A 12,565-nucleotide genomic window follows, 5' to 3' on the forward strand; every position below is an offset into this window, starting at 1 on the left:
TTGCTCAGTGAGCTTCGCCCCGCGCCGCGCGCTTTGCCTTCGCACGCCGCGCCAGCATGTTCATGCCCTCGACGAACGCCGAGAATGCCATCGCCGCGTAGATATAGCCCTTCGGCACGTGCGAACCGAAACCTTCCGCGATCAGCGTCATGCCAATCACGACGAGGAACGACAGCGCGAGCATCACGACGGTCGGGTTGCGGTCGATGAAGCGTGCGAGCGGCTGCGCGGCGAACAACATCACGCTCACCGCGACGATCACCGCGACGAACATGATCGGGATGTGCTCGGTCATGCCGATCGCGGTCACGATGCTGTCGATCGAGAACACGATGTCGAGCATCACGATCTGGCCGATCGCGGCCCATACCGTCAGGCCGGCCGCGCCGCCGGATGCGCCCGCGCCGTCGCCGTCATGCGACACGTGATGGTGGATCTCGGTGGTCGCCTTCCACACGAGGAACAGGCCGCCCGCCAGCAGGATCATGTCGCGCCACGAGAACGCGTGATCGAACAGCGTGAACACGGGTTCGGTGAGACTGGCGATCCACGCGACGCTGCCGAGCAGCGCGAGGCGCATCACGAGCGCGAGCGCGATGCCCAGGCGCTGCGTGCGGGCGCGCTGCGCTTCGGGCAGCTTGTTGCTGAGGATCGAGATGAAGATCAGGTTGTCGATGCCGAGCACGACTTCCATCACGACGAGCGTCAGGAGCGCAGCCCAGACGGCGGGGTCGGCGGCAAGCGTCAGCAGGTAGTCCATGAAAAGGGCCGATTCGAATGTGGAAAGCCCGATGATAGGCGACTCACGACTTCGCAAAAATCAGAGAGAATCTGATTTTTGGTTCGGTTTTTCCGAAATATTGATCCGATGCTGAATTTCCGACATCTGTACTATTTCTGGGTCGTCGTGAAGGAAGGCGGCTTCGCGCGCGCCGCCGAGCGGCTCGACATGGCCGTGCAGACGATCAGCGCGCAGGTGCGCGAACTGGAGAAGTCGCTCGGCCACCAGCTGCTGCGCCCGGCCGGGCGCGGCGTCGCGATGACCGATGCCGGCCAGGCCGCGTATGCGCGCGCTGAGGTCATCTTCGAGATGGGCCGGCTAATCCCCGACGAAGTGCGCGCGGCGGCCAGCCAGCCGACCGTGCGGCTCGCGGTCGGCCTCGCGGACGGAATCTCGAAGCTCGCCGCGCATGCGATTCTCGCACCGGTGCTCGATACGCCCACGCTGCGACTGCTGTGCCACGAGGGCGAGCACGATGCACTGCTCGCGGAGCTGGCGCTACATCACCTCGATCTCGTGCTGGCCGGCCAGGGTGCGCCGTCGGGGTCGAATCTGCGCGTGACGAGCGAGCGGCTCGTCGCATCGCCGGTCGACTGGCACGGGCCGGCCGTGCTCGTCACGCCGGCCGCGCGGCAGCGCTTTCCGCAGTGCCTCGCCGAGCTGCCGGTGCTGCTGCCGACCGCCCATTCGGCGCTGCGCGCACGCCTCGACCGGTGGCTGGAGCAGGAACGGGTCGTACCGCGCGTGGCTGGGGAATTCGAGGACAGCGCGTTGATGGCCGTGTTCGCGGCACGCGGCCTCGGTGTGTTTCCGCTCAGCGAACTCGGCGCGAACGACGCGTCGCTGCTGCGCGGGCTGCGCCGGCTCGGCCGTGCGGGCGACGTGACCGAGGAAATCCACGCGATCCGCTCACGGCGCGGCGAACACCATCCGCTCGCGTCGCAACTGCTCGCCGCCGCGCGGCCGGCGCCGGCCGGCTGAAGCAAGCGCGACATCAAACGAAACTATAATGACGCCCCGGCCATACGAGATTGCCACGCGCATCGCACCGGCACCGCCGTTGTGCGCCCTGCGCCGCAGCCCCGCGCGGCATCTCGCCGAGCCTTTTGAAAGACGCCATGCACAACCGACTTCGCCTGTTTTCCGTTTCGTGCGCACTCGCGGCCGCGACCGTGCTGGCGGCGTGCTCGTCGCCGCCCAAGCCGATCTACCAGCAGGAGCAGTTCGACGCGACGAGCAGCCCGTATGCGCACACGTTCCGCTCGAAATCCGACGCGGCCTGCGAGGCCGCGCGTCGCGCGCTGCTGAGCCAGGGCTATGTCGTGTCGTCGTCGCGCAACGATGCGGTCGACGGCAGCAAGAATTTCCAGCCGAGCAACGACATGCACGTCGTGATCGAGTTTCACGTCGTGTGCGCGGACGCGAACGCGGACGGCACGTCGAGCATCGCGTACGTGAACGCGGTGCAGGACCGCTACACGCTGAAGAAGTCGAATACGTCGGCGAGCGTCGGGCTCAGCGTGTTCGGTTCGCTGTCGCTGCCGATCGGGTCGAGCGACGACGCGCTCGTGAAGACCGCGAGCGAGACGATTCCCGCCGGCGTGTTCTACGAGCGCTTCTTCAATCTCGTCGAGCATTTCCTGAAGATCGATCCGGCCCACCGCGATCGCGCGACCGTGAAGGCGGCCGAGAAGGAGCCGGTCACGCCGCTGCCCGAACCCGCGCCGACGCCGCAAGGCGAGCCGATGAAGATGACGACGCCCGTCGTGCCGACGCCGCCGGCCGCGCCGGTGCCGCTGTCGGTGCCGAGCGTCGCGCCGACTTCGGGCACGCCCGTCGTGCCGGCTGTGCCTGGCGCGGCATCGGCCGTGGTCGCGCCGGGGGCGATGCGGGGTGTGGGGGCTGGTGTGGCTTCGGTGCCGGCTTCTGCTTCGGCACCGGCTTCGACCTTGGCGCCTGCTTCGGCTCCGACCACGGCTTCGACTCCAGCCCGTGCTTCGGCTCCGGCCAGTGCTTCAGCTTCAGCCCGTGCTTCGGCTCCGGCTAGTACTTCGGCCCCGGCCCCTGCTTCGGCTCCGGCTAGTGCTTCGGCCCCTGCTTCGGCTCCGGCTAGTGCTTCGGCCCCGGCCCCTGCTTCGGCTTCGGTACCCGCCTCTGCTCCGACACCCGCTTCGGCATCGACGCCTTCTGCCGCAACGCCGGCATCGTCCACGCCCATATCTGAGGCATCCGCATCTGCACCGTCGAACGCTGCTTCGGCATCGGCAGAGAAGACGCCGGCGCCTCCAGCTGCCAATCCCGTCGCCTCGTCCGCACCGACCGGTGCCAGCGCACCATCCACGAACTGACTGCGCGACCGCCTCTGCGCGCCGTGCGCCCATTGCGCGCGGCGCGCCACGTGCGCCGCTGCCTGTCACCGTCCGGCGAGTGGGCCGCACACCCGCCCACCGGCTGCGCATGCTCGCCGTGACGTGACCGGCGCTCGGGAACAGTCCGTCGCGACAGACAACGCCATCGGGGTTTCGCGGATGCCCGCGGCCGTTCCCGCCCCGCCGTCACCCTGCCGCTACGTCTTCGGCCGCATCGCCTGCCGGCTGCGCCGTGTCACGCGCGTTGACGCGTTACCGCAACGTCGCGTTCAGCGTCTGCAACTGCTCGACCGTCGCCGTCACGCCGCCGCACACGATCACCGCGATATCGGCCGCCGAAGCGAGCACCGGCACCGACCGTTCGAGCGCGGCCAGCGCGGCGCCGCACGCCGGTTCGACGACGATCCGGTGCTCTTCCAGGAACCGCAGCGATGCAGCGACCGCCTGCGCATCGGACACCACGACCGGATGGATTGCATGCCGCGTCGCCCATTCGACCGCCGCGTCGCACGGCCGCTTCGCACCGAGCGACGTCGCGATGCTCGTGATCGCCGGCAATTCGATCGGGTGCCCCTTCGCGAGCGAGCGCGCGTAACTGTCGGCGCCCTCCGTCTCGACCGCAACGACCGGCACGTCGTGCCAGCCGTTGCGCGCGAGCCCCTCGAGCACGCCGCACAGCAGCCCGCCGCCGCCGACCGCGAGCACGACCGCGTCGGGCTTCGGGCCGGTCGCCGCCATCTCGTCGATGATCGTCGCGTGCCCTTGCCACAGCACCGGGTCGTCGAACGGATGCACGAACGCGTCGTGCGCGCCGACGGCCGACAGCGCGAATGCGTTCGCCTCGGCCCAGCTCGCGCCGTGCACGACCACCTCCGCGCCTTCAACGCGGATCAGCTCGCGCGCGCGGGCCGATGCCGTTTCCGGCACGACGACGAGCACCGGCACGCCGAGCTCGCGACCGCAATACGCGACCGCGATGCCCGCGTTGCCGCCCGACGACGACACGAACCGGCGCGCGCCGGCCGCATGCCGCGCTTCGCAAACCGCGCCGATGCCGCGCAACTTGAACGAGCCGGACGGCTGCAGCGCGTCGAGCTTCAGCCGGATGTTCGTGCCGAGGCGGCGCGACGCGATTTGCGAACGGATATAGGGGGTCTGGATATGAAGCGGCATGGTGCGGGACGCGGTCGGGACGAAGGGAACGCACGCGGCCTCTGAAAGGCCCGGCAACGGCGACCATCGTACGACACGCCCGTCATGCTTTCCAATACTATTGAATGGCACTTGCTATGCTTTACAGGCATATCCACTGAATCGCACTGAATCGAAACCGGAGCCCGCCCCGCATGCGTCAGATCGAACTGCGTCACCTGCGTTACTTCGTGGCGGTCGCGCAAGCCGGCAGCGTGATGGCCGGCGCCCGCGCGGCCGGAATCGTCCAACCCGCGCTGTCGCGGCAGATCCGCGAACTCGAGGACGCGATCGGCACGCCGCTGCTGGTCCGCCGCGCGACGGGCGTCACGCTCACGGCGGCCGGCGCGAGTTTCCTGCAGGATGCAACCGTCCTGCTCGCGACGTTGCAGGAGAGCCGCGAGCGCGCGTTGCGCAGCGCGGCCGGCCGGCTCGGCGAACTGCGGCTCGGCGCGCTGCCGAACTGGCTGCCGCTGCCGGTCGTCGCGAACGTGCTCAAGGCGTTTCGAGACGCGTGTCCGGACGTGAAGCTGTCGATCGCGCCGATGCTGTCGGCCGAACAGGCGGCGGCACTGACGCGCGGCCAGCTCGACGGCGGCATCATGGCGTGGCGCCGCGACGAGGCACCGCATCTGTCGGGCGTGCGGCTGCTGAGCGACCGCTTTGTGCTGGCAATGCCCGCACCGCCCGGCGGCCGCTTCCACGCGCCGCGCACGCTCGCCGACGTCGCGCACGAACCGTTCGTCTGGTTCGACGCGCAGCGCTCCGCCGCGCACCACCGCTTCCTGATGGCGCAGTGTGAGCGGGCCGGTTTCACGCCGCGCATCGCGCAGGTCGGCAGCGACATTCCGACGCTGATCGGTCTCGTGGCGGCCGGCATGGGCTGCGCATTCGTGCCGGAAAGCGCATCGCCGACGTGTCCGCGCACGGTCAGGCTCGTCGCGCTCGACGAACTCGCGAGCCGCTTCGACATCGAGTTCGTGTTCGACGGCGCGGCGGCGCCGCCTTCCCCCGTCGTCGCGCAGTTTCTCGACGCGGTGCGCGCCGCGGCCGGCCACACGGACTGACCGCCCGCCGGCGTGCTCGACCCGCGCGCCTGCGACGGATTGCGCAGCATCGCCTGGCCGCGGATCCGCTCACCTGCGCGGCGCGTCGCAAGACGGCCGGCTTCCCTGTCATCGCACGCCAAACATCCGCTCGAACGGACGGAATATCTTTCAAATCGATGACGATCGGCGCCGTGACGCCGGTACTTTTTAAATTGACACCAAAAACAGCCGTTTAACGTCATTTCGAAATGCTCTGCCCCGAAATATACTGCGCCCGCATCCAACCCTCGTGCCAATGAGAGGATGCCTTTCTACCCCGGTCACGGTCCCCCTGTGACCGGGTTTTTTTTGGCATCACGCCGCGCCGGTAAAGGGTCAGTGGCAAGGATGACACGTTCGCGCCGCGACCAGTCGGCTGACCGACACTGCGCCGCCGTCTGCCGCCCGCCCTGCGTCGAAAGCCGGCCACATCGCAAACGCGGCGCACAACCGGCTCGTGCTCCGTGTCCCGACACCACACGCTTTTCGGATGACGAAAGCCTTTCACGCGGCGCGCAGTCGATCGTCGGCACGGCCGGCAGCCGGCTTCGAGCCACGAATCGCCACAAGCCCCGGCGCCGCGAGCCGCGCACACGCCACCCCGAATCCGCGTATTGTTGACATGAAATCAAGATAATTTCGTCCGAACACGGCTTTTTTCGCAAAAGTCATGCAGGCACACTTCATCCTGTCCACAACGGCCCGGTGCCGTTGCCCACTGCTTACAGGAGCGCATCGCGTGAACACCACGACTTCTTCTCCTTCCCGCCCCGGCGGCAGCGCGGCTTTGCCGCTGCTGGCGCTCGCCGCCGGTGCGTTCGGCATCGGCACGACCGAGTTCTCGCCGATGGGCCTCTTGCCCGTGATCGCCGACGGCGTGCACGTGTCGATTCCGCAGGCCGGCATGCTGATCAGCGCGTATGCGATCGGCGTGATGGTCGGCGCGCCGCTGATGACGCTGCTGCTCGCGCGCTGGTCGCGCCGCTCGGCGCTGATCGCGCTGATGTCGATCTTCACGATCGGCAACCTGCTGTCGGCCGTCGCGCCGGACTACACGACGCTGCTGCTCGCACGACTCGTCACGAGCCTGAACCACGGCGCGTTCTTCGGGCTCGGCTCGGTGGTCGCGGCCGGCCTCGTGCCGCGTGAAAAGCAGGCCAGCGCGGTCGCGACGATGTTCATGGGCCTCACGATCGCGAACGTCGGCGGCGTGCCGGCCGCGACCTGGCTCGGCCAGATGATCGGCTGGCGCATGTCGTTCGCGGCTACCGCGGCGCTCGGCGTGATCGCGATCGCCGGCCTGTTCGCCGCACTGCCGAAGGGCGCGGCCGGCAAGATGCCGAACCTGCGTGCCGAACTGTCGGTGCTGACGCGCCCCGTCGTCCTCGGCGCGCTCGCGACCACGGTGCTCGGCGCCGGCGCGATGTTCACGCTGTACACGTATGTCGCACCGACGCTCGAACACCTGACCGGTGCGACGCCCGGCTTCGTCACCGCGATGCTCGTGCTGATCGGCGTCGGCTTCTCGATCGGCAACATCGCCGGCGGCCGCCTCGCCGACCGCTCGCTCGACGGCACGCTGATCGGCTTCCTGGTGCTGCTGATCGTGACGATGGCCGCGTTCCCGCTGCTCGCCCGCACGCATGCCGGTGCCGCGGTCACGCTGCTGGTCTGGGGTGTTGCCACGTTCGCGGTGGTCCCGCCGCTGCAGATGCGCGTGATGCGTGCCGCACATGAAGCGCCGGGCCTCGCGTCGGCCGTCAACATCGGTGCGTTCAACCTCGGCAACGCAGTCGGCGCTGCGGCCGGCGGCGCCGCGATCTCGGCCGGCTTCGGCTACGCGGCCGTGCCGCTCGTCGGCGGGCTGATCGCCGCGGCAGGGCTTGCGCTGGTCGCAGTGCAGATGATGCAACGCCGCCGTGCGCCGGCCGCGGCGAATTCGTAAGCGCGCGGCGTCGATATACGGCACTGCAATTGAAAACGCCCGCGTCGAGATCTCGACGCGGGCGTTTTCGCTCACGGGCCGCGCGTCGTCGCCTCGACGTATCCACGCGGTGGCGAACCCGCCGAAGAACGCATGCGCATGCGCATCGAGGCGCTCGAGCGGAACGGCCGGGAATGTAGGCGCGCGAATGCGCGCTCTCGCAAAAGGAAGGAAGCCGGCGCCGCGCCACACGGCCCAGCGCCCGATGCACCGTCAGAAGCGATGCACGATGCCGAGTTGCACGCCGCGCGCGTTCGCGCCCGGATATGCGAGCGGCAGGCCAGGGTTCGCCGCACCGGCGAGCGTGTAGCCGGCCTGATTGCGGTTGCGCAGGTACGACAGCGCACCATAGAAGCTCGTGCGCTTGGACAGGTCGTATTCGTACATCAGCCCGAACTGGTCCGCGTTGTCGCCCTGCGACGTCTGGTCGTGCAGGTACGCATAGCCGAGCGCGACATAGTTCGCCGGGTTGAGCTGGTACTTGAGCGACAACCCGTACACGCGCGAATCGATCCCGAGGTCGGCCCACTTCACCGCAGAGAAGCCGCCGTACACGGTCGCCTTGCCGATCGCGTACGATGCGCCGGCCATGATCGTGCGATCGGTCGTGGTCGCCGTCGCGTTCTTCAGCCACTGCCCCGCGACGAACGCCGCGAACGGGCCGTGCTCGTAAGTCACGTCGAACTGCTGGCTCGAGCCTGCCGAACGCACGCCGCCCGCATCGCCGAAGCCGAAGTACAGCCCGGCCTGGAAGCCGGCGATCTCGGGGCTCTGGTACGACAGCGTATTGCTCGTGCGGAACGAGAACACGGTCAGGTTGTCCATGCCGGACGCCTGCGTGACACCACCGAACGCGTCCTGCCCGCCCTGGTCGTTGAACAGCGGCGAATTCTGGCGGCCCGCGCGCACCTTGCCCCACTGCCCCGCGATGCCGACCCACGCCTGACGATTGAACATGCTGCCCGAACTCGCGAGCGAACCGTCGTTCGGATTGAAGCCGTTCTCGAGCGCGAACTCGATCTTCTGGCCGCCGCCGATATCCTCGCCGCCCTTCACCCCGAAGCGGCTGCCCCACTGGCCGCCCGAGCCGATCGCCGCGGTGTAGCCGTTGCCGGTGTTCACGTACTGCGCGAATTCGTCTATCACCCCGTACAGCGTGACGCCGTCCTGCGCGAGCGCGGCGCCTGAACCGGCAAGACATGCGGCCGCGACGGTCATGCGAAGACCGGCATGCGCCGATCGCGCCCGGGAACGATTGTCTCGTGCGTTCACTCGTTTAGTCATACTATCCAATGAAAAGAGAAAGGAACGATGCCGCGCACGGTGGTCTGCCGTGCCGGCATCGCGGATAACGAAGGAATGTGCAGCGCGGCTGCCAGGCGCGCCGGGTACGGCGCGGCGGGCCGCTCAGGCCGACTGCTGGCCGGCCCGATGGATGACGCGATGCGTCAGTGGTGAACCTCGCCGCGCTCGAGCGGCAGGATCAGGCGCTCGGGGATGCTGCGTCGCGACGCACGCGCACCGACGTAGTACAGCGCGGCCGGCACGATGAGTCCGAGAATCCACGAGATGTCGGTACCGCCGAGCGCGTCGACGAGCGGCCCCGTGTAGATGTGCGTCGACATGAACGGCAGCTGTACCAGGATGCCGACCACGTAGATCGTGATCGCCATCACGTTCCAGCGGCCGTAGCGGCCATCCGGATCGGACAGTGCCGGCACGTCGTAGCGCGAGCGCGTAAAGCAGTAGTAGTCGACCAGGTTGATCGCGCTCCACGGCGTGAAGAACGCGAGCAGGAACAGGATGAACGCGGTGAATTCCTTCAGGAAAGAATGGCGGCCGGCGAGCGCGATCAGCGTCGACACGCAGATCATCCCGAAGATGTAGACGAGACGGCTGCGCGACGACACCGCGCCCTTGCCGCGGAAACCGCTGACGATCGTCGCCATCGACATGAAGCTGCCGTATGCGTTGAGCGCGGTCACCGTCACCTTGCCGAACGCGATGCTGAAGTACAGCAGCGCGGCGACGGCGCCCGTCGAGCCGAGGCCGACGATGTACGACACCTCATGGTGTGCGAACTGGCTGCCGGCCAGCGCGGCCGCGAACACGCCGAACACCATCGCGGCCTGCGCGCCGATCACCGAGCCGAGGCCGACCGCGAGGAACGTGGCGACCGACGACGTCGAGCGCGGCAGGTAGCGCGAATAGTCGGCGACGTACGGGCCGAACGCGATCTGCCACGATGCGGACAGCGACATCGACAGCAGGAAGCTCGCGAGCGAGAAGTGCTTGTTCGCGAGCAGCGCGCCGACGTCGTGGTTCGCGAACAGCTGCGTGAACATGTAGACGAACGCGGCGATGCCGACCACGCTCGCGATCCGGCCGACGAAGTGGATCGCGCGATAGCCGAACACCGTCAGCACGACGATCACGGCCGCAAACAGCAGGATGCCGGCCGCGTCGTCGACGTGCAGCAGTTGCGCGACAGCCTGCCCGGCGAGCACCGAGCCGCTGGCGGAAAAACCGATATACATCAGGCACACGAGCACGATCGGGATCATCGCGCCGTAGACGCCGAACTGCACGCGGCTCGAGATCATCTGCGGCAAGCCGAGCTGCGGCCCTTGCGCGCCGTGCAGCGCCATTACGGCACCGCCGACGAACTGGCCGAGCAGCAGCGCGACCAGCGACCAGAACACGTCGCCGCCGAGCACGACCGCCAGCGCGCCCGTGACGATGGCCGTGATCTGCATGTTCGCCGACAGCCACAGCGTGAACTGGCTCAGCAGGCCGCCGTGGCGCTCGGCGTCGGGAATGAAATCGATCGAGCGTACCTCGATCAGGCCGCCGGCTTTTCCACTGGGATTCGTTGACACGGGAAAATCTCCAAGATACTGAGGATCACAAATGGTTTGGACGAGACAGGAAACGTGCCGAGCCGGCCGTTCGGCTCGTCGGGTGCGGTGCGCCGTGGATCGCCGGCATGCGCCACGCACGCACGGTCTGCACGCTGGCGCGCAACCGGCACGACGTGTGCCGAGATTGCCAGCGGATGATCTTGTATATACAACTTGGGTGATATCGGTGATTACCCGGTGTCCGGCAATTTTCGAAATCGTCTGAGAAAACGGGACACGCCCAACCGTGAAGGCGCCGGTTGTGCGTATGGAAGATGAAAGCTCAGGTGTCGGCGGACGACGCGCTCTGCGATGCGCTCGCGGGACAGTTCGGCCCGCTCGACAGCTTCGTGCGCGAATAGCCGGCGCGTGCGTCCGCTCGTTCATCCGTGCCGGCGACGTGCGTGGGCAGCACGTCGCCCGTTCCGGATCAGGCGAGCCGTTCCGATCCGATGACATGCACGCCCGGCCGCGCGTCGAGGGCCGCGTCGAGCAGCGCGCGTGCAATGCGCGGCGCGGGATTCACGCGCCATTTCGACGGCAGCAGCGGTCCGGCGATGCTCAGCGCAAGCACCAGCATCCGTTCGCCGAACCGGAACTCGTCGCGGTTGCCGCCGATCAGGCCCGGCCGCACGCAGGTGAGCGACGCGAACCCGATGCCCGCGAGCGCACGCTCGACCTCGCCCTTCACGCGGTTGTAGAAGATGCGCGACGCCGGGTCCGCCCCGAGCGCGGAATTCAGCACGTAGGTCGGCGTGCCGGACCGGTGCGCGAGCCGCGCGACCGCGAGCGGATAGTCGTGATCGACGCGGCGGAACGCGGCCTGTGAGCCCGCGGCCCGCATCGTGGTGCCAAGCGTGCAGATCACCGCGTCGGCCTGCCACCAGTCGGCCGCCTCTGGCAGGTGATCGAAGTCGATCGTCAGCGCGCGCATTTTCGGATGCGGCGACAGCGGCCGGCGCGCGAGCACGACGACCTCGTCCACCCGCGCGTCGGCCAGTGCGACTTCGAGGACGTGGCGCCCGACGAGTCCGGTCGCGCCGACGAGCAACAGTTTCATGTTCGTTTGTTCCGTATGAGGCCGGCACCGGCTGTCGCCATGACAGGCCGCCGTGGTCCCACCGGGTGCCGCCGGTGAATCAGCGTGGAATCGACACGATGAACGCTTCGCGCGGGCGGGTCAACGGCAACCCGCAACCGCCCGCTATGCCCCCGTTCCCGCCTGCCGCGACACGCTCGGTGCAACACCGGTCCAACGCTTGTACGCTTGCGAGAACGACGACATGTCGCTGAACCCCAGCTCCTGCGCGATCTCCTTGACCGACAGCCGCCCTTCGGCAATCAGCGTCTGCGCGCGCGTCTTGCGCACCGCATTCGAGATGTCGCGAAAGCTCGCGCCCTCCTCCTGCAGCCGACGCTTCAGCGTGCGCTCGCTCGTGTTCAGCAGCGTCGCGATGTCCTTCAGTTGCGGCGGGCGATCGAACGGCCGCGTGGACAGGTACTCGTTCAGGAACGACACGAAATCGACGCGCGTGCGCCGGCGCGAGATCAGCTCCGCGCACATGCGCTCGCACATCGCGGCGGTCGCGGCGTTGGCCTGCGGCAACGGCCGTTCGAGGTGCGCATGCTCGAACGTGATCGTATTGGCCGGCCGCCCGTACCGGAGCCGCGTGCCGAGTACCTGCCGACCGCCCGGCTCCGCGTCGTACGCGAGATCGAACGTCGCGAGTTCGAACGCGTCGCCGACCGCGTCGTGCAGCACGCGGCAGGTCGCCCCCATCGCGCGCTCGACGAAGAAGCGCTGCAGCGGCGCGGACAGCTCCGGCGCCGCGTCGAATACGATCGCGTCGTGCCGGCCGGCACGACGGTACGTCATCCCGACGAACGTATAGGTCAGCGCCAGATAGCGGCCCGCGAGCGCCACGGCGTCCATGCCGGTTGCGCTGCTCAGCAGCCCGTACCCGAGCAGCCCGTATGCCGAAAGCTGGTACGACAGGCCCACCGTCAGGCCGACGCCGGGTGCGTCGCCGGTCAGCGCAAGCAGGTTCGACGCGACCGTCAGTTCCTGCGCGGCCAGCACCGTGAAGTCCGGATCGGCGAGTTGCTTCAGCGTCAGTTGCGAGCCCTTCAGCAAGGCCGCCGGCGCGATCCCGCGCGCGCGCCCGAACGCGATCATCAGCAGGACGGAAGCCGGGCTGCGGGCAAAATTCCAGACGTTCATCGGACGCCTCGTGACGGGTGTTGGACGTATG

11 protein-coding genes are annotated in these 12,565 nt (G+C 68.2%); 4 read left to right on the forward strand and 7 right to left on the reverse strand.

Annotation, left to right across the window (positions count from 1 at the left end; translation table 11 throughout):
* Nucleotides 1-4: 4 nt before the first annotated feature.
* Nucleotides 5-760 carry a TerC family protein gene (locus DIE15_RS11955; protein WP_057927870.1) on the reverse strand — a complete coding sequence of 252 codons (756 nt, stop codon included), beginning with the start codon at nt 758-760 and terminating at the stop codon, nt 5-7.
* Between the two features lie 108 nt (nt 761-868).
* Here DIE15_RS11955 and DIE15_RS11960 point away from each other — a divergent pair, with 108 nt between their 5' ends.
* Both DIE15_RS11960 and DIE15_RS11965 read left to right on the forward strand, forming a co-directional pair.
* Nucleotides 869-1,762 (forward strand): LysR family transcriptional regulator, encoded by an 894-nt coding sequence (locus tag DIE15_RS11960; RefSeq protein ID WP_124833280.1) that lies wholly within the window; start codon nt 869-871, stop codon nt 1,760-1,762.
* Between the two features lie 137 nt (nt 1,763-1,899).
* Nucleotides 1,900-3,129, forward strand: a complete 1,230-nt coding sequence (locus DIE15_RS11965; RefSeq protein WP_124833281.1) for a DUF2242 domain-containing protein — start codon at nt 1,900-1,902, stop codon at nt 3,127-3,129.
* Nucleotides 3,130-3,402: 273 nt separating this feature from the next.
* Here the strand turns inward: DIE15_RS11965 and DIE15_RS11970 are convergent, their stop codons facing one another.
* Nucleotides 3,403-4,323: a pyridoxal-phosphate dependent enzyme gene (locus tag DIE15_RS11970; protein WP_124833282.1), complete on the reverse strand. Its 921-nt coding sequence runs from the start codon at nt 4,321-4,323 to the stop codon at nt 3,403-3,405.
* Nucleotides 4,324-4,496: 173 nt separating this feature from the next.
* On the opposite strand from DIE15_RS11970, the gene DIE15_RS11975 reads away from it, so the two are divergent.
* Both DIE15_RS11975 and DIE15_RS11980 read left to right on the forward strand, forming a co-directional pair.
* Entirely contained in the window at nt 4,497-5,408 is a 912-nt protein-coding gene (locus DIE15_RS11975; RefSeq protein WP_124833283.1) for a LysR family transcriptional regulator, read from the forward strand.
* A 760-nt stretch (nt 5,409-6,168) separates the two neighbouring features.
* Nucleotides 6,169-7,374 (forward strand): MFS transporter, encoded by a 1,206-nt coding sequence (locus DIE15_RS11980; protein ID WP_057927865.1) that lies wholly within the window; start codon nt 6,169-6,171, stop codon nt 7,372-7,374.
* A gap of 252 nt (nt 7,375-7,626) precedes the next feature.
* Here the strand turns inward: DIE15_RS11980 and DIE15_RS11985 are convergent, their stop codons facing one another.
* From DIE15_RS11985 to DIE15_RS12005, 5 genes are all read right to left on the reverse strand, one after another.
* Nucleotides 7,627-8,697 (reverse strand): porin, encoded by a 1,071-nt coding sequence (locus tag DIE15_RS11985; RefSeq protein WP_124833284.1) that lies wholly within the window; start codon nt 8,695-8,697, stop codon nt 7,627-7,629.
* Between the two features lie 164 nt (nt 8,698-8,861).
* Nucleotides 8,862-10,292: a cytosine permease gene (locus DIE15_RS11990; protein ID WP_057927863.1), complete on the reverse strand. Its 1,431-nt coding sequence runs from the start codon at nt 10,290-10,292 to the stop codon at nt 8,862-8,864.
* A 304-nt stretch (nt 10,293-10,596) separates the two neighbouring features.
* Nucleotides 10,597-10,728: a hypothetical protein gene (locus tag DIE15_RS37610; RefSeq protein WP_260428232.1), complete on the reverse strand. Its 132-nt coding sequence runs from the start codon at nt 10,726-10,728 to the stop codon at nt 10,597-10,599.
* A gap of 15 nt (nt 10,729-10,743) precedes the next feature.
* Entirely contained in the window at nt 10,744-11,373 is a 630-nt protein-coding gene (locus DIE15_RS12000; RefSeq protein WP_057927862.1) for an NAD(P)H-binding protein, read from the reverse strand.
* Nucleotides 11,374-11,517: 144 nt separating this feature from the next.
* Entirely contained in the window at nt 11,518-12,534 is a 1,017-nt protein-coding gene (locus tag DIE15_RS12005; protein WP_124833285.1) for an AraC family transcriptional regulator, read from the reverse strand.
* Nucleotides 12,535-12,565: the final 31 nt, after the last annotated feature.

The organism is Burkholderia sp. Bp9031 (genome assembly GCF_003857965.1).
In the GTDB taxonomy this organism is placed as follows: domain Bacteria; phylum Pseudomonadota; class Gammaproteobacteria; order Burkholderiales; family Burkholderiaceae; genus Burkholderia; species Burkholderia ambifaria_A.